The 21,090-nt window shown below is 70.2% G+C and carries 18 protein-coding genes; 6 read left to right on the top strand and 12 right to left on the bottom strand.

The window, feature by feature from the left end:
* Window positions 1-219: 219 nt before the first annotated feature.
* Together ACFHYQ_RS22015 and ACFHYQ_RS22010 are read left to right on the top strand one after the other, a co-directional pair.
* Window positions 220-2,292, top strand: coding sequence for an acyltransferase family protein (locus ACFHYQ_RS22015; protein ID WP_394303009.1), 2,073 nt, complete (start codon window positions 220-222; stop codon window positions 2,290-2,292).
* Between the two features lie 116 nt (window positions 2,293-2,408).
* On the top strand, window positions 2,409-3,194 hold the full coding sequence (locus ACFHYQ_RS22010) for an acetoacetate decarboxylase family protein (protein WP_394303008.1): 786 nt from the start codon (window positions 2,409-2,411) through the stop codon (window positions 3,192-3,194).
* Between the two features lies 1 nt (window position 3,195).
* Here ACFHYQ_RS22010 and ACFHYQ_RS22005 read toward each other — a convergent pair whose 3' ends face one another.
* The 6 genes from ACFHYQ_RS22005 to ACFHYQ_RS21980 all read right to left on the bottom strand — a co-directional run bounded on the left by ACFHYQ_RS22005 (window position 3,196) and on the right by ACFHYQ_RS21980 (window position 9,302).
* A complete protein-coding gene (locus ACFHYQ_RS22005; RefSeq protein ID WP_394303007.1) occupies window positions 3,196-4,077 on the bottom strand; it encodes a glycosyltransferase family 2 protein in 882 nt (293 codons plus the stop codon).
* Window positions 4,078-4,294: 217 nt separating this feature from the next.
* Window positions 4,295-5,053: a CDP-alcohol phosphatidyltransferase family protein gene (locus ACFHYQ_RS22000; protein WP_394303006.1), complete on the bottom strand. Its 759-nt coding sequence runs from the start codon at window positions 5,051-5,053 to the stop codon at window positions 4,295-4,297.
* The gene (locus ACFHYQ_RS21995; RefSeq protein WP_394303034.1) at window positions 5,031-6,071 is read right to left on the bottom strand and encodes an iron-containing alcohol dehydrogenase family protein; all 1,041 of its coding nucleotides are present in this window, start codon (window positions 6,069-6,071) and stop codon (window positions 5,031-5,033) included. Before ACFHYQ_RS21995 ends, ACFHYQ_RS22000 begins: the two co-directional genes overlap by 23 nt.
* Window positions 6,072-6,196: 125 nt before the next feature.
* Window positions 6,197-6,931, bottom strand: coding sequence for a phosphocholine cytidylyltransferase family protein (locus ACFHYQ_RS21990; protein ID WP_394303005.1), 735 nt, complete (start codon window positions 6,929-6,931; stop codon window positions 6,197-6,199).
* Window positions 6,932-7,023: 92 nt separating this feature from the next.
* The gene (locus tag ACFHYQ_RS21985) at window positions 7,024-7,668 is read right to left on the bottom strand and encodes a DUF5941 domain-containing protein (protein WP_394303004.1); all 645 of its coding nucleotides are present in this window, start codon (window positions 7,666-7,668) and stop codon (window positions 7,024-7,026) included.
* Entirely contained in the window at window positions 7,665-9,302 is a 1,638-nt protein-coding gene (locus ACFHYQ_RS21980) for a CDP-alcohol phosphatidyltransferase family protein (RefSeq protein ID WP_394303003.1), read from the bottom strand. The genes ACFHYQ_RS21985 and ACFHYQ_RS21980 overlap by 4 nt, the downstream gene beginning before the upstream one ends.
* Before the next feature lie 161 nt (window positions 9,303-9,463).
* Between ACFHYQ_RS21980 and ACFHYQ_RS21975 the strand changes: the two genes are divergently transcribed.
* From ACFHYQ_RS21975 to ACFHYQ_RS21965, 3 genes are all read left to right on the top strand, one after another.
* The gene (locus ACFHYQ_RS21975; RefSeq protein WP_394303002.1) at window positions 9,464-10,873 is read left to right on the top strand and encodes an SDR family NAD(P)-dependent oxidoreductase; all 1,410 of its coding nucleotides are present in this window, start codon (window positions 9,464-9,466) and stop codon (window positions 10,871-10,873) included.
* Window positions 10,874-10,935: 62 nt separating this feature from the next.
* Window positions 10,936-12,768: a CDP-glycerol glycerophosphotransferase family protein gene (locus ACFHYQ_RS21970; protein ID WP_394303001.1), complete on the top strand. Its 1,833-nt coding sequence runs from the start codon at window positions 10,936-10,938 to the stop codon at window positions 12,766-12,768.
* Between the two features lie 81 nt (window positions 12,769-12,849).
* Window positions 12,850-13,464: a Uma2 family endonuclease gene (locus ACFHYQ_RS21965; RefSeq protein ID WP_394303000.1), complete on the top strand. Its 615-nt coding sequence runs from the start codon at window positions 12,850-12,852 to the stop codon at window positions 13,462-13,464.
* Here ACFHYQ_RS21965 and ACFHYQ_RS21960 read toward each other — a convergent pair.
* The gene (locus ACFHYQ_RS21960) at window positions 13,441-14,529 is read right to left on the bottom strand and encodes a glycosyltransferase family 2 protein (protein ID WP_394302999.1); all 1,089 of its coding nucleotides are present in this window, start codon (window positions 14,527-14,529) and stop codon (window positions 13,441-13,443) included. The genes ACFHYQ_RS21965 and ACFHYQ_RS21960 overlap by 24 nt on opposite strands.
* Before the next feature lie 54 nt (window positions 14,530-14,583).
* On the opposite strand from ACFHYQ_RS21960, the gene ACFHYQ_RS21955 reads away from it, so the two are divergent.
* Window positions 14,584-16,089, top strand: a complete 1,506-nt coding sequence (locus ACFHYQ_RS21955; protein WP_394302998.1) for an LCP family protein — start codon at window positions 14,584-14,586, stop codon at window positions 16,087-16,089.
* 148 nt (window positions 16,090-16,237) lie between these two features.
* On the opposite strand, the gene ACFHYQ_RS21950 is transcribed toward ACFHYQ_RS21955, so the two are convergent.
* The 5 genes from ACFHYQ_RS21950 to ACFHYQ_RS21930 form a co-directional block, all read right to left on the bottom strand.
* Complete coding sequence (locus ACFHYQ_RS21950) at window positions 16,238-17,047, bottom strand: MgtC/SapB family protein (RefSeq protein ID WP_394303033.1); 810 nt, start codon at window positions 17,045-17,047, stop codon at window positions 16,238-16,240.
* 98 nt (window positions 17,048-17,145) lie between these two features.
* Entirely contained in the window at window positions 17,146-17,652 is a 507-nt protein-coding gene (locus ACFHYQ_RS21945; RefSeq protein ID WP_394302997.1) for a tetratricopeptide repeat protein, read from the bottom strand.
* 76 nt (window positions 17,653-17,728) lie between these two features.
* Window positions 17,729-18,892 (bottom strand): serine hydrolase domain-containing protein, encoded by a 1,164-nt coding sequence (locus tag ACFHYQ_RS21940; protein ID WP_394302996.1) that lies wholly within the window; start codon window positions 18,890-18,892, stop codon window positions 17,729-17,731.
* A gap of 131 nt (window positions 18,893-19,023) precedes the next feature.
* Complete coding sequence (locus tag ACFHYQ_RS21935) at window positions 19,024-19,683, bottom strand: response regulator (protein ID WP_394302995.1); 660 nt, start codon at window positions 19,681-19,683, stop codon at window positions 19,024-19,026.
* Entirely contained in the window at window positions 19,671-20,954 is a 1,284-nt protein-coding gene (locus tag ACFHYQ_RS21930; protein WP_394302994.1) for a sensor histidine kinase, read from the bottom strand. The genes ACFHYQ_RS21935 and ACFHYQ_RS21930 overlap by 13 nt, the downstream gene beginning before the upstream one ends.
* Window positions 20,955-21,090 lie beyond the last annotated feature (136 nt).

Here is a 21,090-nt window from a genome sequence, read left to right as displayed (position 1 = left end):
TCGGTTACGTTTCGCCCCAGAGGCGACAGTCGTTCTTGGGAACGTTAGGGTTGGTGATCGGCGAACGCGCCTTGTTCGCCCGTTCAGGGTGATGTGCCGGGCCGCCTTCGCTAGTGTCCGAACAGGACCGCGTCGCACGATCCGAGGATTCGCGGGGCGCGGTCGTCCCTCCGAGCCCCACCAGCCCGAGCCTCCAACAGATAGCTGAGCGTTTCTCTCGTGAGCGACATCCGTCATCGCCCTCCGGTCCAAGTCCCGCAGTCCGGCGTCACCCCCGATGCCGAGGAGGAGGCCCCCACCGGCGTGATCAGCCGGATCACCGCGGAGTGGCCGGGCCCGGCGGACGACGACGATCACGCGCGCGCGAAGAACGCCCCCGGCCCCTCGACCTCGGGCTTCCCCAGCACCTCGGGCTCCCCCAGCACCTCGGCTCCCGCGGCCACGGCCGCCTCGACACCCCCGGCCACGCCGGGCCCACTCGGCGCCTCGGACAATCCAGACAACCCAGACAACCCGGCCCGACCGGATGATCCGTCCGGGCCGGACGCCGCGGCGTGGGCGCAGCTCGACAAGGAGCCCCTGCCGGTCCGACGCCCGCGCAGGCGGGGTGCCGCCGGGCTCGGCGGGACGCCAGACGATTCCCCGGCCTCCGCCGAGTTCAACTACTTCTCCACCTCCCGGGACGGTCATCCCGACCCCGCAACTCCTTCAGCTCCCTCGGCGGCCTTCGACCGGCCCGAGCCGTACGGGGACTGGGACCAGGGCGGCCCGGCGACGGAGATCCAGCCGTCTCAGTTCCATGCGCCGCAGTGGCCGGATCTCGCGGGCGAGGCCGCACCGCCGCCCGTGCAGTGGGACCCGTGGCATCGGACCTCGGCGGGGCCGCCTCCGGCGGGCAGATCCGGCGGCCCGGGGGACTCAAGGGAGGACGCGCTCGCCGAGGGGGCGCCACCCCCGCTGCCCGCCTGGGTGCCGGCCAGGACCTGGGATGACGGAGACGACTCAGGTCGCCCGGACGCCACGCCTGAGCCCCATGGGCTCCAAGGGTTTCCCAGAGGCCCGGAGGCCGACCCCTTCGGTGGGCGCCAAGCGGCCCGTCAGGGCGGGTTCGGCTTCCTCCACCCGCCCGCCGACCAGAATCGGAATCGACAGACGGATCACGAGCGGCAGGCGGATCCGGAGCCGGATCCCGCCCCGCGGCCTTCCCGCAGGCGGCAGCGCGATCCCTATCTGGACAACGTCAAGTTTCTCCTGATCGCCCTGGTGCCACTGGGCCACTCACTGGTGCCGACCCTGGCCGCCCACTCGGCACGGGCGACCTACCTGTTCGTCTACGTCTTCCACATGCCGCTGTTCGTCATCATCAGCGGTTACCTGTCCAAGAACTTCTGGAACTCCAACGCCAAGACCAACAAGTTGGTCGACACGTTCGTGGTGCCGTACGTGATCGTCGAGGTGGGCTACGCCTTACTCCGCACCGCACTGGGGCAGAAGTGGTCCCTCACGATCATGGATCCGGCCTGGCTGAACTGGTACCTGGTGGCGCTGCTGTTCTGGCGGCTGTCCACGCCGGTCTGGAAGCGCATGCGCTACCCCGTGCCCATCGCCGTGGCCATCTACCTGTTCGCGGGCTTCTCCAACCTGAGCGGCGACTTCAGCATGGACCGTTTCTTCGGGCTCATGCCGTTCTTCGTCATCGGCCTCGTGCTCAAGCCCGAGTTCTTCGAGTTCCTCCGGCAGCGCTGGGTGCGGGTGCTGTCCGTGATCGTACTGGTCGTCGCCGCCGCGGTGGCCATCTACCTCGTGAAGAACTACACGGTCAAGCTCGGCCCGATCTACTGGAAGAACAGCTATCACCAACTGCACCTGGTCTGGTGGAAGGGCATGGCGCTGCGGGTCGCCCTGCTCGCCGCCGCACTCGCCATGTCGACGGCCGTGCTGTCACTGATCCCCCGCAGGGAGACGTGGTTCACCGACCTCGGCACCCGCACGTTGTACTGCTACCTGCTCCACGGCGTGCCCGTTCTGATCGCAAAGCAGATGGGCTGGCTGAGCTTCCCCTGGCTGTACGGCCCGCTCGGGGTGGCGACGATCGCCTTCACCACGTTCGCGCTGTCCATCGTGCTGTGCCTGCCGATCACCCGCACCGTGTTCCGCTATCTGCTCGAACCAAGGCTGACCTGGCTCTACCGCAGGCCGCGCGTCCAGCAGCCCCCCGCACAACCAGAGCAATCCCAGGCACAGCAGCCCCATTCGCAGCAGACACAGACATATGCCGGACAGGCGAGGTGATTCGCCCCTCCTGCCCGGCGATCACCCCCTTGTGATCCCGTAGAGCCGGGTGCAGGTCGTGACCCGCCGGAGGATACGGCTGTCATCCGACCGCCGGGCTTGCTGTACTTGGAGTCATGTCACCACGCGACGCCATGCCGAGCCACGCCAGCCATCTTGTTCAGGGACGCCGGGTGGACATGCCGGTGAAGGTGCGGGACGCCTCGCTCTGCGCCGCCACCTATCTCGTGCGGGCCGATCCCGCCCGGGCGGTTCTCGCCTACTCCGGGATGGACGTCACCGAGGTGCTGCCCGGCAGGGCCGTCTGCATGCTGCTGTTCGTGCAGTATCGGGACTCCGACCTGGACGCCTACAACGAGTTCGGCGTGGGGTTCCTCGTACGGCCGCCGGAGGCGGGACCGCCGCCCCGGCGTGGACCGCTGGCCGGTCTGAAAGATCTGGGCGCGACCGGAGGCGGCGCCTTCATCCACTGGCTGCCGGTCACCCAGGGCTTCACGCTGGAGGCGGGTCGAAGCATCTGGGGGTTCCCCAAGGAACTGGCGGAGATCGACCTCCGCCTCGCGACACCGTACAAGCGGTGCATCGTGCGCAAGGACGGCCGACTGGTCGTCGACCTGCTGATCCGGCCGGGCATCCCGCTGCCGCCACCTGCGGCGCTGCCGGGCGGCCGGGACGACATCGAAATGATCGACGCCTACACGCACACCGACGGGGTCACCCGTCGCGTCCCCTGGATCGTGCGCCCGAGCGGCATCCGCTGGCGACCGGGTGGCGCGCTGATCAGGCTGGGAAACCACCCGGTCGCGAAGGAGTTGAGCGAGCTCGGCCTGCCCAAGCACGCCCTGATGACCACCACCGTCAAACGCGTGGCGATGGAGTTCGCCGCCGCCGAGGAGGCATGACCTAAACGATGGGCGGGCGGCCGAGGCGGAGCATGCGCCAGGCGGTGCGCCAGGCCATCGGGCGGCGGTCACCGGCCGGCTCGCGCAGCCCTTCGGCGAAGCCGCGGAACCACGCCTTGATCGCCGTCGCGGACCGCTCACGGACGAGCGTGAGGACGATCCAGTTGAGCAGATAGCACGCGGCGAGCAGCCAGGGCAGATTGCGGCGCGCCAGCCAGACCCGGTTGCGGGCGTTCAGCCGGTAGAAGTCCGCGTGCCGGCTCGGCAGCACCAGCGGGTGATACATCACGGTCTGCGCGTCGTACTCGATCCGGTAGCCCTCGCCCAGCAGCCGCCAGGCCAGGTCGGTCTCCTCATGCGCGTAGAAGAACCGCTCCGGAAGCCCGCCCACCTGCAGGAAAGCGGACTTCCTGATCGCGCAGGCGCCGCCGAGGAAGGTCGTCACCGGAGACGACCGCTCAGGGTCGCCGGCGCGCAGCCGGGGCACGTGCCGCCGCTGCACCGAGCCGCCCTCCGGGTCCATCACCCGGAACGAGATCGCGGCGAGGTCCGGCTCATGCGCGAACCGGTCGCGGACGTGCGCCGCGACCGCGGAGTCGGCGTACCACCCGTCGTCGTCGAGGAAGAGGACGATGTCTCCGGTGCATTCCTGCACGCCGTGGTTGCGCCCCTCCGGAATGCCGACGTTCCGCGGGAGCCGTACGGTCTTGACCGCGGCGGCGGAACCCGGCAGCGGCCGGGCCGTGAGCTCGGGAACATCGGCGCCGTTCCCGACGACCACCACCTCGACGTCGGCGTCGGCCTGCGTGAGCGCGGACGTGACCGCACGGTCGAGCTCGGCGGTCCTGTTGCCCATGGTGAGGATGACACACGAAATCTTCACGGCGTCATCGCCTCGACGTTGGGCGCACTGCACACGATTTCATGATCACCGAGTCTGTGTGGCCAGGCCATCCGGAATCCGCCGCGTATCGCTGAGGAATACACTGAAGCAAAAGGGTATCGGAACTGCCAGCGAACTGTTACCGAACCGCAGGTGAAGCCGCGACAGTTCCCAGGAGGATATCGACGCCCCCATCCCCGCCCCCGTCCCCGCGTGGTCACGACAACCGCCGCGACGCGAGGATGCTCACCAGGTGCAGCACGAGCTGGATCCCCGCGACGGCGGCACAGGCGACGACCAGCACCCGGGTGGCGGGGAACCACAGGTCGAGCACGGCCACGATCACGACGATCAGCGACAGCTCGACCGCCTGGATCAACCGGTGGAACCGGGTCGCCCCGACGATCCTGCGGGCAAGGCCGAGCCGGCGGGAGGCGAACTGCCCCGCCTGCGCCTCGGTCGCGGCGACCAGCCCGGACCGGGCCCGGGCCACGTCGACCAGGTCGGTCTCCGACTTGATCAGGATCGCGCCCAGCGCGGCGGCGAAGCCGAGCACCGTGTACCAGTCCGGCACCACCTGCGAGGCCCGGAAACCCAGACCGATGAGCAGCGCGGCCTCGGCGAAGTAGTGCCCCACCCGGTCGAGGTAGACCCCGGTGATCGACGTGCGGCCCGTCCATCGGGCCAGCTCGCCGTCCGAGCAGTCGAGCAGCAGATAGACCTGGATCAGCAGCGCGGCGCCCAGAGCCGCCCAGATCCCCGGCAGGGCCAGTACGGCTCCGGCCGCCACACCGCAGCCGATCATCAGGCCGGTCACCTGGTTGGGTGTGATCGGCGTCTTGGCCAGCAGCCAGGTGGCGTAGATGGACAGCCGCCTCATGTACAGCAGGCCGGCCCAGTGTTCGCCGCTGCGGCGATCCATCGTGGTCTGCGGCTGGGCGACCGCGCGGAGTTCAGCGACCGATGGCGCGGACATAGTCCTCAACTTTCGCCCTGACCTCGGCCTCAGACAGGCGAAGGTGCTCGAGGATGGTGTAACGACCGGGCCGGGTGCTCGGGGCCAGCATGACGGCCTCGGTGAACTGTTCGTTCGACAGGCCGACCTCGCCGGGGGTGACGGGCAGCCCGTGCCGCCGCAGGCAGCCCCTGACCTGACCGAGCCGGTGGGCGTCCTCACGGAGGAAGAAGCAGAAGGCCGTGCCGATCCCCGCCAGCTCGCCGTGGCTGGCGGTCCCGGGGAAGAGCTGGTCCACGGCATGCATGATCTCATGGTCGCCGCCGCTGGCCGGCCGACTCGACCCGGCGATGACCATCGACATACCCGAGAGGATCAACGCCTCGGCCAGGACGGTCAGGAACGCGTCGGACTCGATGGAGTCGGAGCGCCCGAGCACCGCCTCCGCTGCGGTGCGGGCCATGGAGATCGCCACTCCGTCGATGGGCTCGCCGCGCTCGGTCCTGCCCAGTTGCCAGTCCTCGATCGCGGACAGGTTCGCGAGCACGTCGCCGACCCCGGCCCGTACGAGGGACGGCGGGGCGTCGTGGACGAAGTCGAGGTCCACCATGATCGCCAGAGGCATCGGCACGCCGAAGGAGGGTTTGCCCCCGTCGTGCACGAGGGAGGCCACGGGCGAGCAGATGCCGTCGTGTGAGAGGTTGGTGGCCACCGCGACCATCGGGATCCCGGCCAGCGACGCGGCGTACTTCGTGGCGTCGATCGTCTTGCCGCCGCCGATTCCGACGACCGCCTCGAACGCGCCCTTGCGCAGATCGCCGCCGAGCGCGATGGCTGCGTCGACCGTTCCATCGGCCACCCGGAAGACCTTGGCGTCGCCGAGCGAAGGGGCGATCGTCTCGGCGATCCGGTCACCCTGGTTCGGGCCGACCGCGATCGCCACCTGCCCGGAGGTGGCCACCCGGCTGTCGGCGAGCAGCGAGCCGAGCTGCGCGATCGCGCCCCGTCGCACCTCCATCGTGAGGGGGGCCGGCAGCATCCTTGCCAAAATCGGCATCAGAACTCCTCAGACGACGATAGGGGCCCGCGGGCGGCCGGAAGGGAGGTCGTCCGTGGAAGCGCGGGGAAGATCTCCTCGCCGGGACCCGTGGAGACCCGTGAGGATCAGTATCGCCATGCGATCTCACGGGCCTTCGCGAGGTCGTCGTGGTTGTCCACCTCGACCCACTCGACCTTGCCGATGGGCGCCACCGTGATCTTCTCACCGCGGTCGACCATCTCCTGGTAGCCGTCCTCGTAGTAGAGCTGCGGGTCCCGCTCGAAGGTCGTCCGCAGCGCGTCGGCCAGCCGGTCGGCGGCGCCGGGCCGGATGAGCGTCGCGCCGATGTACTCGCCGTACGCCTCGGTGGGATCCATCAGCTTGGTGATCCCCTTGAGGCGGCCGCCGGTGAGTGTGACCTTCATCTCCTCGTCGGCGAGCGACTTCACGTCGTCCACGGCGAGCAGGATGTCCGAGCCGTCGTTCTCGGCCGCGAGCAGGGTCCGTTCCACCGACACGGGGTGCACGGTGTCGCCGTTGACCAGCAGCGCGCCCTGGGCGAAGTAGTCGCGGGCGCACCACAGGGAGTAGGCGTTGTTCCACTCCTCGGCCTTGTCGTTGTGGACCAGCGTCAGCGTGACGCCGTGGCGGCTCTCCAGGTCGGCCTTGCGGTCGTGCACCGCCTGGGCCTGATAGCCGATGATGACGACGACGTCGCGGAGGCCGACCGCCGAGAGGTTGCGCAGAGCGATGTCGAGGATCGTGGTCTCACCGTCGACCGGCACCAGCGCCTTGGGCAGCGTGTCGGTGTACGGCCGCAGGCGACGTCCGGCCCCGGCGGCCAGCACCATTCCGAGCAATTTCGCGCACTCCTTGAGGTCGAGCGTGAGGCAGTAACCCCAAAGGTTAGTTGGCTTTCGGCACAGTGCGCGTAATCCCCCCGCCCACACAGTCATTCTTGGGCTCCCGGCACCGCCGTCCCACCTCCCGACGCGGCGGCCCCACCCCCCGGCGTGGCGCCCCAGCAGGTTACGCTCTCCCAGCCGAACACGCCCCACAGGTATCCGGCCAGCAGCACGAACGCCATGGTCACCGTGTCGAACAGGCCCGCGACCGCGACGATGAGCAGCCGGCCGTCCCAGCCCAGCCCGACCGCGGCCAGCCACGGGGGCGGACAGACATGCTGCCGCACCCGGTAGACGACGTCGTAGTGGTGGAAGGCCAGCGCTCCGAGCAGCGCGAAGATCAGCACCGGGGAGATGGACCGGCCGAAGCCGACGGCCGTGATGAAACCGTACTCCGTGAGCCGCAGGATCGGCGGCACCAGCCAGTCGAGACGGCCGTCGTGCGCGTGGGCGCCGCCCGATCCGGCCAGCAGCAGGAGCACGGCCGGGGCGAACATGGCGAGATCGTCGCGTCCCGTCGCCCCCGCGAGCAGCAGGGCGCCCGTCACGAAGGCACCCGCGATCACGGGTGGGAGTGGCGGGAGCTGACCGGAGATCAGCAGGGCCATGGCCCGGGCCAGCGGCCCGTCGTCACGGTAGGCCACCACGGTGCCGCGTGGCGCCGCCGTCGTGTCCGCGGATGCCATGCTCATCCGAACGACCTCCTGATCCGGCCGGCCGACATGTAGGCCAGCGCGACCACGCCCCAGCCGAGGAGGGCCAGGAACGTCACCCGCGCGTCGAACAGGGCCGCCGTGATCGCGATCAGCGCCATCCGCTCCCCGATCGGCAGCACGATGATCTTTCTGAGCCAGTACGCCGCGCTCCGCGCGCGTGGAGACGCGACCGAGGCGGCCGCCTCACCCGAGGTGACCTTGCCCGGCAGGGCTTGGGAGGGCCCGGCCTGGGATGTCGTGATCCGGACCGGCTTGTCCGGCCCACCCCGAGGCTCGTCCCGCGGCTCGGTCAGGAGCAGCCCGTCCCGGGGCTCGTCCCTGGGCTCGTCCCTGGGCCCGTCTCGGGGCTCGGCGAGGGGGCGACGCGGCCCGGCGGTGTGCCCGGCGCCGGAGTCGGCCACGGCTCCGGCATAGGAGAAGTCGACCATGTGCCGCACCACCTGGAGGATCACCGCGGCCACCGCGAGCGGCCACACGCCGCCGGGCTCGCCCGACTGCGCCTGGTAGCCGAAGGCCAGCCCGGCGAGCACGACGTACTCCTTCAGCCGGTCGCAGATCCCGTCGAGCCAGCCGCCCAGAGTCGAGAACCGCCGCGTGTAGCGGGCGAGCTGCCCGTCGACGCAGTCGAGCACGAACGACAGGTAGAGCGCGACGGCGCCGACCACCAGGCCCGTCCGATGCCCGTCGGAGAACCAGATCGCCGCGATGAGCGCCAGGCCCACCGAGATGCCGGTGACGGCGTTGGGCGTCAGCCCCAGCATGGCCGCGAGCCGTACGAGATGACGCGACCAGGAGCTGACGAAGAAGGTCGTGAAGAAGCCGTCGCCGGTCTTGACGGCCGCGTCCAGCCGGGCCCGCGACTCGTCGACCCCGGCCAGGCCGCTGATCGCCATCTCCGCCCCGGCGCTGTCGGCCACCCGGTCACAGCGCAGCGCGCCGACCGTGACGGATCGGACCGGCACCCCGGAGCGTACGAGCCCGGCCAGCAGCAGGTCGGGCACCTCGGCGTCGCTCACCCGGCCGAGACGACGGCGCTCCGCCAGGTCGGCCAGCTCCTCCGCCACCTCGGCGAGGCTCGTCAGGTGCGCCTCCCCCACCTGGAGCACACCGCCGAAGACGCCGTCGGCCCGCTCGACCTCGTGAAAGGAGTTGCCCGCCGACACGACCCGGCCCGACTCCGTCCGTACGGGCGGGTGCAGCGGGGACCGCTCACCGGCCTCGGCCGTGGCCCCGACGATGGGCCCGACGATGGCTCCGGTGAGCCGGGAGGGGCCCGCGACCAGCGTGGCCAGGGCCTCGGTGTGGGCGACGACGTCGGCCACGAGCACGATCACCGGTGACGTGGCGGTCCTGGCCGTCTTGGCCACGACCCGCAGGTCTTCGGCGAGCCCGTCGCTCATGGTGTCCGGCAGCCTGTGGGGCACTTCGTACGGCCCGGCCGCGTACGGGCGGGTGCCGTCCGGTCTGGCCACCACGTGGACGTCCCGGACGGGCAGCGTGACGAGCTGGCGGGTGAGCCGCTCCAGGAGACTGGCGCCGTCTGGGCAGGGCAGATCGGCGGCCGGTGTGGTCGCCAGGACCACCGCCACCGCGTCACCGCCTGGATTCATCCCCGGCGCCGTGCCGGATCTGTCCGGATCGGCCCGCATTGACATTCCGAATTCACCTCGGTCACCGCATGCTCACCTCGCAAAGTAACCGAGCGATCACGTGGTGGCAATCACCTTTCCCCGCCTGGTGCCCCGGTATCTTCGGATGCGGGGAGGAAAACATGATCGCGGAATCGCGTCTGCGCAGGGTCGGGGTGGTGCTGGCCGGCGGTGTCGGCCAGCGGATCGGCCTCAACACCCCCAAGCAGCTTCTGAAGATCGCCGGTAAGACGATCCTGGAGCACACCATCGACGTGTTCGACGGCCATCCGGAGATCGACGAGGTGGTCGTGCTGATGGCCCCCGGCTTCGTCGGCGAGGCCGAGGAACTGGTGCGCCGGAACGGCTACCGGAAGGTCACCAAGGTCGTCGAGGGCGGCGCGAGCCGTACCGAGTCGACCTGGCTGGCCCTGCGCGCCATCGGTGACGCCGAATGCGACGTGCTGCTGCACGACGCGGTCCGGCCGCTGGTCGAGCCGCGGATCATCAGCGAGTGCGTCGCGGCGCTCGAACGGTACGAGGCCGTCGAGGTGGCGATCCCGTCCGCCGACACGATCGTGGTCGCCGCCCCCGGCCCACGCGGAGAGATCATCCGCGACATCCCCGACCGCTCGCTGCTGCGGCGCGGGCAGACCCCGCAGTGCTTCCGGCTGTCGGTGATCCGGGCGGCGTACGAGCGCGCGTTCGCCGACCCGGCCTTCGCCGAGCGGCCGGCGACCGACGACTGCGGCGTGGTGCTGCGCTACCTGCCCGACGTGCCGATCTACATCGTGCCCGGCAGCGAGCACAACATGAAGGTCACCCACCCCGTCGACGTGTTCATCGCCGACAAGCTCTTCCAACTCGCCGAGAGCACCGCTCCGGCCCTGACCGGCGACGCCTACCGCGACGGCCTGGCCGGGCGCACGCTGGTCGTCTTCGGCGGGAGCTACGGCATCGGCGCGGAGATCGTGGAGCTCGCCAAGGGGTACGGCGCGGCCGTCCACTCGTTCTCCCGCACCCAGAACGGCGTCCGGGTCGAGGACCCGGCGGCGGTGGCCGACGCCCTCGCCCGCGTGTACGGCGAGACCGGCCGGATCGACTACGTCGTCAACACCGCCGCCGTACTGCACATGGGCAGGCTCGACGAGGCGGGCCCGCACGTCATCGAGGAGACGGTCGGGGTCAACTACCTCGGACCGATCAACGTCGCCCGCGCGTCGTTCAAGTACCTCGCGGAGAGCGACGGACACCTGCTGCTGTACACCTCCTCGTCCTACACGCGCGGCCGGGCGGCCTACAGCCTCTACTCCTCTTCCAAAGCCGCCGTCGTGAACCTCACACAGGCGCTCGCCGACGAGTGGGCCGGCCACGGGGTCCGGGTCAACTGCGTCAACCCGGAGCGGACCGCCACTCCCATGCGCCTGCGCGCCTTCGGCGACGAACCCGCCACGACCCTGCTGTCGGCCGAGGCCGTCGCCCGCACCAGCCTCGACGTCCTCCTGTCCCGCCTCACCGGGCAGGTCGTGGATGTACGACTGAGCCGTGTCTGAGATGGTTTGACCTGCGATGACACGATGATCAAACGGCTGCCGTGGTGGGTAGGCAGCGAGGCATGGGGGGATGGCTCAAGGGGCGCAACGCCCTGCTCACCGGACTGCTGCTCGCTTCCTATCCGGCGCTGACGGCGGCGGCGCTGTGGCCGCTGCCGTGGGCGTTCGCCGCGCTGGTGCCGCTTTCGTACGCGGCGGAGATAGCACTGCCGAAACGGGCGGCCGACGCGCTCGGCCGGGCCCATCTGGGCACGACGCTCCGGTTCATGACGCGGGAGGCGGCCGCCGTACTGCTGCTCGCGCGGACGCCCGGGATCCGGACCCGGTGGTTCGTGCTGCTCGCCGGGGGGCTGTTCCTGTTCCAGGGGGCGCGGGCCGTGCAGACCGGGCTCGCCAACCAGTTGCACCGGTGCCACGAACTGATGCCGATGACGACCAGGAACCTCGACCTGCCGTCGCTGCGCATCCCCCCGCCGCCGCCGAAGGCGCTCGTCCGATGGCGTGGCCTGCGCCTGCTGTATCTGGACGCGCTGCCCGTCGGGCTGGCCGCCTTCGGCACGCTCGTCTGGTCGTTCGGCCAGTCGGTCGGCGGGCCGTCCGGCGAGTACGGCACGGCCGCCGGTCTGCCGGGTGTGGCCGGAGCGGGCACGGCGCTCCTGATCGAGACGGCCGCGGTGGCCGCCCTCGTGGTCTGTCTGCGCCGGGCCTGGCACCTGCGTGACCGCGGGCGGATCGTCGCGGCCGTGGAGGATCGGGTGCGGGCCTACCGGCCGGAGGTGCTGCTCTACTTCTCCGGGCCGCGCAGCGCGACCTACCAGGCCACGATGTGGCTCGGCACGCTGGAGCGGATCGGTCTGCGGGTGCTCGTCGTCCTCCGGGAGCGCGCCATGGTCGCCGCGCTGGGTCCGACGACGCTGCCCGTGGTGTGCGTCCCCTCGTCGGTGGACCTGATGAGCTTCCGGGGGTTCGACTCGGCCCGGGTCGCCCTGTTCCCCGCGAACACCGGCAACAACATCCACATGCTGCGGGTGCCGGGGATCCGCAGCGTGTTCATCGGCCACGGCGACAGCGACAAGGAGGCCTCGTTCAACCCGTTCACCAGGGTGTACGACGAGGTGTGGGTGGCCGGTCCGGCCGGACGCGACAGATACCGCCGCGCGGACGTGGGCGTCCGTGACGAGGACATCGCCGAGGTCGGCCGCCCCCAGCTCGCCGGCATCGCGAGCACGAGCCCGTACGTCGAGGGGGCCGTGCCGTACCGCACGGTTCTCTACGCGCCGACCTGGGAGGGCTGGAGCGACGACCTGTTCCACACGTCGATCGTCACGATGGGCCCGGCGCTGGTGCGCGCCCTGCTGGGACAGGGCGTCCGGTTGATCTACAAGCCCCACCCGCTGACCGGCCACCGGTCGGCCGCCGCCCGCGCCGCCCACCGGAAGATCATGGCGATGCTGCGTGCGGCGGAGGGTTCATCGGACGGCTCAGCGGGGGGCTCGGCCGTGCCACATGTGGCCGTCACCAAATCTGAGCCCGCCCTGTACGACTGCTTCAACGACGCCGACCTGCTCATCTCCGACATATCGAGCGTCGTGTCCGATTTCCTGGCCAGCGGCAAGCCGTACGTCGTCACGAATGTCGCCGGGTTGCCGGACGCGGAGTTCCGCACGCGTTATCCGAGCACCGAGGCGGCCTACCTGCTCACCGGGGATCTCGACGAGCTCGACGGCATCCTCCGCCTGCTCGGGGACGGCGAGGACGTCATGGCGGAAGACCGGCGGCGGCTGCGCGCCCACCTGCTCGGCGGCCCGGACCACCGGGACTCCCCGGCACGCTTCGAGGAGGCGATCAAGACCGCCTGTGCCCGGGCGGCCCGGCGAGAGCCCGTACACGCATAGGAATGCGCTTGTCAGGGACAGGTGCAATACTCGCGTTGTCTACAGTGCGTATCGACATGGATACGAAGGGATGTGCGAACCATGGTCGCGGACTCGGAAACTTCGCTCGGCCCGGCGCTGGCGCCGGTTCCCGGTCGGCCACTGCCCAGCACACCTCGCGCGCTGTTCGACGCGCTGCCTCCCCTTGAGTGTCTCCGCGCAGAGATCATCGACGGTCGACTGACCGTAAGCCGCTTGGGCACCATCGAGCATGCCAGGGCGGCTATGCAGCTTTTCGAGTCGCTCATCCCGATCATCGACGAGCGCGGTTGGCATGCCTGGACGCGCAACGTCGATGTGTGCATCGATGGCACGCACGAACCGGTCGTGCCCGACTTCGTGCTCGCCCCGGTGAACTGCACCCGCTGGGGTGGCAGGGAGTTGCTGTCGTCCGGTCTGAAGCTGGTCGCCGAGGTCGTCTCCCCGGGCAGCGCCCACGACGACCGGGAGTTGAAGCCGGACATCTACGCGCGCGGCGGCGTCCCCGTGATGCTGCTCATCGACCCCCTCGCCGAGTCTGGGACGGTGACCGTGTTCAGCGAGCCCAAGGAGGGCCGCTACCAGGTGATCTCGACGGTGACGTTCGGGCGGGAGATCTACATTCCCGACCCGATCGACTTCACCCTGGACACGTCAGTCTTCAAAGAGGTCCTCTAGGCCGACCCGCTCGGCCTCCTGGCTCGACCTGCCGACCCGCTGACTGCCGGACGGCTGCTTGCTGAGGCTGGGCGGGCTGGTCAGGAAGCCCGTGCCCCACGACAGGTGCATGGCCGCGTACACGAGCGGGAGCCGTACCAGCGCGGCCGCCGGCAGACCCCGGCCGGTGGCGACGGAGCCGGCGATGATCGCCGCGACGTAGCCGCCGGGGATCAATAACCCGGGCCAGAAGAACGGCGAGACCACGAGGCCGAGCGCGATGGCCGCCACCGCGGCGGGCGGCGCCAGATAACGTAAATTGATCGTGCCCTGGTGGGTGCGCGCGACCACGCGACGCCATCTGCCGTAATGGAAGTACTGCTTGGCCAGCGCGCGGACGTTGGGCCGCGGACGGTAGGTGACCCGCATGCGCGGCTGGAACCAGACCAGGCCGCCGGTCTCCCGGATGCGGTGGTTCATCTCCCAATCCTGCGCGCGCTGGAAATGCTCGTCGTAGCCGCTGACCCGGTCCAGTGCCGTACGGCGGAAGACGCCCAGATAGACGGTGTCGGCCGGGCCGGCCTGTCCCCCGGTGTGGAAACGCGCGTTGCCTACACCGATCTTCGAGGTCATCGCGCACGCGACGGCCTGTTCGAACGGGGTGATGCCCTCGGCCGCCATGATGCCGCCGACGTTGTCGGCCCCGGTGGTCTCCAGAGTCTCCACGGCCGTGCGGAGGTAGTCGCGGGGCAGCATCGCGTGTCCGTCGACCCGGGCCACGATCTGGTTGTGGGACGCGACGATGGCCGCGTTCAACGCGTTCGGGGTGCGACCGGTCGGGTTGGGCACGACGATGACGCGCGGGTCCTCCGCGGCGATCGCGTCGGCCACCTCCTGCGTGCGGTCCTTGGACGGGCCGACGCTGAGGACGACCTCCAACGGGCCCTCGTAGTCCTGGTCCAAGACCTGCCGTACGGCTTCGCGCAGGTGCCGCTCCTCGTTGAGCACCGGCATGATCACGGAGACCGGTGGCCAGCCGCGCGTGGGCGTCTGACTCTGCTGGCGCGAGTCGGAAAAGGGCTTCATGGTTGCGCTCACGCTACTGTACGGGGGGGTGGAGGCGGCAACCGGAGGACGGGAATGCCTGGCGACCAAGAGGAGGACTCCGGCGTCCGCATAGGCGGCGACGGCTACGGCGGGGTCAAGATCGCAGCCCGACGCGCCCGCCAAAAACGGACAAATCTCCGATCGGTCATTATCTCCGGCACCCTTTCGGGAGTTGTGCTGATCGGCTCCGGCGGACTGTGGCTGGCGTCCGGTTACGCCGCCAAGCAGATCCAGTCAGTGGACGCCGGAACCGCGGGTGGCGCCGGACCACGCGGCGCGATGAACATCCTCCTGGTCGGCGTCGACAAACGGGACGACCTCAGCAGAAAGCAGCAGAACCAGCTCCATCTCGGCCGCGAGGTCGGTCAGCGCACAGACACGATGATGGTCATCCACCTGTCGGAGGATCACGAGCGGGTGACGGTCGTCAGCCTGCCCAGAGACACCTGGACCGAGATCCCCGGCAAGGGCACCCACAAGATCAATGCCGCCTATCAGTTCGGCGGCGCCAGACTGGCCGTACGAACCGTCGAGCAGGTGACGGGACTGCGCATCAACCACTACATCGAGGTCAACGTGCTCGGCTTCATCGATGTCGTGGACTCGCTCGGCGGCGTGACCGTCTGCACCCCGGTGCCGATCGACGACCCGAAGACCCGGCTCACCATGCAGCCCGGGACGCACAACCTGGACGGCGTCAACGCGCTGGCCTACGCGCGTACTCGTGCCACGGCCCGGTCCGACCTCGACCGGATCGACCGGCAGCAGCAGGTGATCTCGGCCCTGCTGAGCAAGGCGATCAGCGGCGGCACGCTGAGCAACCCGGCGAGGCTCACCGGGATGGTCGGCTCGGCACTCAAGGCGATCACCGTCGACAAGGCCCTGGCGGACGACCTGCTCGGGTTGGCCAACCAGCTCAAGAGCGTCTCGACCGACGACGTGGCGTTCGCGACCGTGCCGCTGGCCGACGTGAACTACCGGACACCGACCGGCGAGTCCGCGGTGCTGTGGGACAAGTCGGCCGCGCAGGAGCTCTTCCAGCGCATCGCCAAGGACCAACCCCTGATCGAGACGTCGCCCAAGCCCTCCGGTACGGCTTCCGCCTCGGCCTCCGCCAGGCCGTCGGGGCAGCCGGCACCGTCGCCGTCGCCGACCGCGCTCACGATCGCGCCGGAGCGGATCGCGGTCCGCGTGCTCAACGGGACGACGCTCACGGGGCTGGGCGCCCGCACGAAGACCGCTCTCGTCGCCGCCGGGTTCCAGGTGCCGTCGACACCCGGCAACACGGCCAAGCACGATTTCGCGAGCACCGTGGTCCGCTATCCGCCGGGCCGGGAGGACTCGGCCCGCACGGTCGCCGCCGCGTTCCCCGGCTCAGAGCTGCGCGAGCAGCCGGACGTCTCCGGCATCGAGGTCGTCCTCGGCCAGCAGCACAACACCGTCAAGAAGGTGACGGTCGCTCCTGTGGCGGCCTCCTCCCCCACGCCCACGGCGACCCCCTCGGCCCGGACCGCCACCCAGAACATCTGCAAGAGCTAGGGAGTGTCACGTCAGTGGCGGGCTCGCCAGAGCTTCGCGAAACATTCGCTTGAGCGCGACAGTGATGGCCAGAAGGGTCAGCAGGACCAGGATGCTCGCCGCGCCCACCGAGACGGCGGTGAGCACACCGATGAGCGGACGGGCCGTGTCATTCGTTGGGGGTCTCGGTGACGCCGCCGCTGACGGTGACGATCCCCGGCAGGGCCGCCACCTCGGCCACCAGGTCGGGGATCGAACCGGTCCCCCGCATGGACAGCACCGCCGACGTCTTGGACGATCCGGCGATCTGCTCCCCCAGCAGATGCTCCCGGCCGTTGTCACGGCCGGCCTCCATGAGGTGGCCGTGTTCGACGTGAAAGGCGGACCGTTCGACGCTGACGTCGGAGACGGTGAACTTCCGGCGGCGACAGGTCTCCAACACCTCCGGCAGCGCCTCGGAGATCTCCAGGTAGGTCAGCCGGAGCTGGAACGGCAGCCGGGCCGGGCGGGGAAGCCGGTTGGCGATCGGGGTCAGCCCGAACACCACGAGGAAGTGCCCGACGGCCACCCCCGTGGCCAGGATGGGCAGACCGGCCCCGGCCGCCGCCCCGACCGCCGCGACCACCCACACGACGGCGGCCGTCGTCAGCCCGCGCACCGCGTCCCGCCGCACGAAGATCACACCACCGCCGATGAAACCGATCCCGGAGACGATCTGGGCGGCCATCCGGGACGGGTCCAGCACCACGAGTTCGGAGGTGATCACATCGCCGAAGCCGTACTTGGAGACCAGCATGAACAGCGCCGCGCCGACCCCTACCAGGGTGTGGGTGCGCAGGCCGGCGCTCTTGTTCCGCCACTCCCGTTCCAACCCGATGAGCGCGGACAGGACGAACGCCAACCCCAGTTTGACGACCTCGGACCAGCCCTCCCCTCCCAGCGGGGCCGCCGCCAGCACTCCGGCCGCCGATGTCCCCATCACGCGCGTCCTCCTTCGACCGCCCGATCCGCAAAAGCGCTACGAAGGGTCATGACACGTTCATGTCATTCGTAAACCCGACTCCCCGACCAAGGGGGTCATGCGGGTTCGGGGGTGTCGAGCAGGGCTTGGGCGTAGTAGGCGAGGGAGCGGTTGTACCTGGGCAGATGACGGGCCAGCGCGCCGAGCGCGAGCGAGGCGGCCTCCCTCTCCCGCCCGGCGTCGGCGAGCGCCAGGGCCAGGAACGCGGCGACCGCGTCATCGAGGTGATCCGATCCGGCCTCCCGTTCGGCGGTCAGCAGGGCCACGCTCTCCTCGACCCGGCCGAGGTTGCGCAGGGTGCTGGCCAACTGGATAACGGCCCGCCGCCGCCGCTCACCCGTCAGCCCGATGTCGAGGGCCTGCCGGTAGAGCGGGGCGGCCTGGTCGCCGTGGCCGGTTGAGTCGTTCGCCGAGGCCAGCTCGAACAGCGCGTTCGCGTCATCCGGCACGCGTTCTGAGGTCAGCTCGCGGACCTTCGCGAGAAACTCCTCGGGCTCGTGGTCGTCGATGGCAGCCCACAGGGTCGCGATCCGCTGCTCCCAATCCCCTTCGTTGGTCGTCACCGCGAAAGTTTCGCAGACCACCGGAGAGCTTCGTAGGCCATTTCGCCCGGCCCTCATACGGTTTGTCCACCGGTTGTCAGGAGGCGGCGCAGAGGATGCGGTCCAGGGAGTCGACCATTCTGAGCGCCCCGGCCTCGGTGCTCGGCAGGGCCGTCACGGCGATCGCGGCCGCCCGGCCGTCGTCGGTGGCGGCGTTGCGCGTCTCGTAACCGTCGATGTCGCCGCCGTGACCCCACGCGTAGCCGCCGCAGCTCAGGCGTATCCTGACCAGCCCGAGGCCGTACTCCCAGCCGTCCGGCAGGCCCTTCGCCTTGACCGTCTCCCGCATCTGCCGCAACTGCTCCGGTTTGAGCAGCTTCCCGTCGAGCAGTGCGCGGTAGAACCGGTTGAGGTCCCCCGGGCTGCCGATGAGCTGTCCGGCCGCCCAGCCCCAGGACGGGTCCAGCTTCGTGACGTCGACCGGCTTCGCGCCCGGCTTCTTGACCGTGTACCCGTGAGGGTGCGTCCCTCGGATCGTCTGGTCGCCGATGCCCGGCCAGTACGTGTCCCGCAGCCCGAGACGGTCGGTGATCCGCTTGTCGATCTCCTCGCTGATCGGGCGGCCGGTGACCTTCTGCACGATCAGGCCGGCCACCACATAGTTGGTGTTGCTGTACTCCCAGCCCTTCCCCGGAACGAACGACCGCCTGTGCGCCAGTGCCATGTCGAGCAGCTCCCGGGGTTCTGAGTAGAGGTGCTGGAGCTTGGAGATGTCCGGGATCCAGCGGGTGTAGTTCGGCAGGCCGCTGGTGTGCTGGAGCAGCTGGCGGATTGTGATCTTCCGGCCGTCGTTGCCGTTGCCGCGGATCAGCTTCGGCAGGTACTTCTCGACCTTCGCGTCCAGGCCCACCTTGCCCTCGCCGACGAGCTGCAGCATGACCGTGGCGACGAACGTCTTGGTGTTGCTGCCGATGCGCACCCGGCCGTCGACCGGCACCTTCGCCTTGGTACGCACGTCGCCGACGCCCGCTGTGTAGTCGTGAATGTTCCCGTCCCGGTCGCGCACCTGGGCCAGCGCGCCGGGGAACTCACCCGAGCGCACCAGCTTGTCCAGCTCCTTCTGTGCGACGGCCTGGGTATCGCGGGTTCCGGCGATGGCCGGTGCCGTACCGGCGCCCACGGCCAGGGTGAGCGAAGCCGCGAGCGCGCCCGCCGCGAGCAGACGGCGCGTGGACGGCGATGCGGTACGCGAATGCGACATGGGGGACTCCCTGCTGGATGGTTGTGGTTTCGACGCTGTCCAGCGTGCCGCCGAGCCCCCTTCACGATCGATCCCGTGTACTGGAATCCGAGGGTACGGCTGGCGCCACCATTCCTGAGACGCAGGAGTTCTCAGGCTCGCAGGCGGGCGCTCTCCAGATAGCGCAGTACGGCGGTGACGCGCCGGTCGGCCTGGTCGGTGGGGGCCAGGTCGAGTTTGGCGAAGATGCTGCGAATGTGCTTGTGAACGGCGCCCTCGGTGACGTACAGCCGCTGTGCGATGGCCACGTTGCCCAGCCCCTCGGCCATCAGGGCCAGCACGTCGCGTTCGCGTGGGCTGAGCCGGCTCAGAGCGGCGTCGGGACGGGTGCGGGCGAAGAGCTGGGCGACGACCTCCGGGTCGATCGCGGTTCCGCCGTCCGCGACCCGGTGCAGGGCGGACAGGAACTCCGCCACCCGCCCGACCCGCTCCTTGAGCAGATAGCCGAGCCGGGAGCTGCCCTGCGCGAGCAGTTCGGTGGCGAACGCCTGCTCGACGTAGGCCGACAGCACGAGTACGGCCAGGCCGGGCCGGCGGCGCCTGGCCTCGACGGCCGCGACGATCCCCTCGTCGGTGTGGGTCGGCGGCATTCTGACGTCGACGATGGCCACGTCGGGCCCGTGCTCGTCGACGGCGCTCAGGAAACCGTCGGGATTGTCGGCGGTGGCCACGACGTCGAGCGACTCGGCGCGCAGCAGCAGTGCCAGCCCCTCGCGCAGGAGTGGATCATCCTCGGCGATCACGATCCGCATGGCAGACTCACTTCCAGTGTGGTGGGCCCGCCGGGCGGGCTGTCGAGCGTGAGGGTCCCGTCGTGCGACTCGACACGACGGCGGATGCCGACGAGACCGGAGCCGCGGCGCTCGTCCGCACCACCGTCGCCGTCGTCCGTGACGCGGAGGTGGAGCCGGTCGCCGCGGTGGCGTAGCGTGACGGCGGCCTGCCGGGCCCCGCTGTGCCTGGCGATGTTGGTGAGCGCCTCGGCCGCCACGAAGTAGGCGGTGGCCTCGACGGACGCGACGCACCGCACGCCGGATTCAGCGTCTGCCCGGCAGGGGACCGGGCAGCCCGCGGCCAGACCTGTCAGCGCGTCGGCGAGGCTGCGATCGGTCAGCACCGGCGGCAGGATGCCGCGGACCACCGCGCGCAGCTCGGCCAGCGCCTGCTCCGCCGCGTCCTGTGCGCGTTCGAGGACGGCCTCGGCCTGGCCGGGATCGCGGGCCAATGCCCGGCGGGCCGCGCCGAGCAGCACGGTGACGGCGACGAGCCGGTTCTGCGTGCCGTCGTGGAGCGACCGTTCGATCCGCCGCAGTTCGGCGGCGTGCGCGTCGAGTGCGGCCGCGCGGGTCGCGGTGAGCCGCGCGACGCGCAGCGCGAGGTCGGTGCCGCGATCGGGGGCGAGCAGCCGTCGGCCGGGCCAGGCCTGCAGCCACGCGAGAGCCGGTTCGGCCGGCAGGGTCACCGCGACCCATCCCAGGCCCAGCAGGCTGACTCCGAGAGCGCCGGGCACGCCGTCCACCGTCCAGAGTCCGAACGCCTCGCCGGAGGCGTCCTCGGGCGGCAGAAGATGCCACCACAGCGGGAACACGACGTCCTGCATCGCCTTGATGGGCAGCGTCACGCCGATCGCCCCGAGCAGCAGCCCGAGCGTGGCGTGACAGACCAGCCAGCACAGCTCCCGCCGGACGGCCGGGTCCGCGAGGGCGGCACGCCAACCAGCCGGCACCGGATCGGCACCGACGATCTCCGGGCCCCAGCGCGACAGCCGGGCGCGCTCCCGATCGGCGACGGCGCGTAGCGCGCGCAGCATGCCGGGCAGCAGGACGATGCCGATGCCGGCGAGGCAGGCAAACGCGGTGACGATCAGACAGACCAGCATGAGCAGCGCCAACACCGCGGTGCCGAGCCCGCCCACGAGATGTTCGAACCCGTCGAGGACGGCGCGGGCGCGTACGACCAGGTGACGCGGGCGCGCCGACCCCGATCCGGGGGACGGTACACGGCCATGGGCGGATGCTCCCATGATCGATAACGATAGAACACCGGGCAGACCGTCGTCAGATCGATCGGACAGAAGTACAGCCTGCTGTACCCCATCCGTCCGGTCCGCTGGATCGCGGGCGGCGACACCGGTTCATAGCGTCATCGCAGGACAGACC

The organism is Sphaerimonospora cavernae, assembly GCF_042435035.1.
Taxonomy (GTDB): domain Bacteria; phylum Actinomycetota; class Actinomycetes; order Streptosporangiales; family Streptosporangiaceae; genus Sphaerimonospora; species Sphaerimonospora cavernae.
The sequence above is the reverse complement of the archived record's forward strand: the minus strand, read 5'-3'. Positions and strand labels throughout refer to the sequence as shown.

Coding starts and splice junctions, on each gene's coding strand:
- ACFHYQ_RS22010 (WP_394303008.1), top strand. CDS start 2,409: ATGTCACCACGCGACGCCATGCCGAGCCACGCCAGCCATCTTGTTCAG.
- ACFHYQ_RS22000 (WP_394303006.1), bottom strand. CDS start 5,053: ATGTCCGCGCCATCGGTCGCTGAACTCCGCGCGGTCGCCCAGCCGCAG.
- ACFHYQ_RS21995 (WP_394303034.1), bottom strand. CDS start 6,071: ATGCTGCCGGCCCCCCTCACGATGGAGGTGCGACGGGGCGCGATCGCG.
- ACFHYQ_RS21985 (WP_394303004.1), bottom strand. CDS start 7,668: ATGAGCATGGCATCCGCGGACACGACGGCGGCGCCACGCGGCACCGTG.
- ACFHYQ_RS21980 (WP_394303003.1), bottom strand. CDS start 9,302: ATGAATCCAGGCGGTGACGCGGTGGCGGTGGTCCTGGCGACCACACCG.
- ACFHYQ_RS21975 (WP_394303002.1), top strand. CDS start 9,464: ATGATCGCGGAATCGCGTCTGCGCAGGGTCGGGGTGGTGCTGGCCGGC.
- ACFHYQ_RS21970 (WP_394303001.1), top strand. CDS start 10,936: ATGGGGGGATGGCTCAAGGGGCGCAACGCCCTGCTCACCGGACTGCTG.
- ACFHYQ_RS21965 (WP_394303000.1), top strand. CDS start 12,850: ATGGTCGCGGACTCGGAAACTTCGCTCGGCCCGGCGCTGGCGCCGGTT.
- ACFHYQ_RS21960 (WP_394302999.1), bottom strand. CDS start 14,529: ATGAAGCCCTTTTCCGACTCGCGCCAGCAGAGTCAGACGCCCACGCGC.
- ACFHYQ_RS21955 (WP_394302998.1), top strand. CDS start 14,584: ATGCCTGGCGACCAAGAGGAGGACTCCGGCGTCCGCATAGGCGGCGAC.
- ACFHYQ_RS21950 (WP_394303033.1), bottom strand. CDS start 17,047: ATGGGGACATCGGCGGCCGGAGTGCTGGCGGCGGCCCCGCTGGGAGGG.
- ACFHYQ_RS21940 (WP_394302996.1), bottom strand. CDS start 18,892: ATGTCGCATTCGCGTACCGCATCGCCGTCCACGCGCCGTCTGCTCGCG.
- ACFHYQ_RS21935 (WP_394302995.1), bottom strand. CDS start 19,683: ATGCGGATCGTGATCGCCGAGGATGATCCACTCCTGCGCGAGGGGCTG.
- ACFHYQ_RS21930 (WP_394302994.1), bottom strand. CDS start 20,954: ATGGGAGCATCCGCCCATGGCCGTGTACCGTCCCCCGGATCGGGGTCG.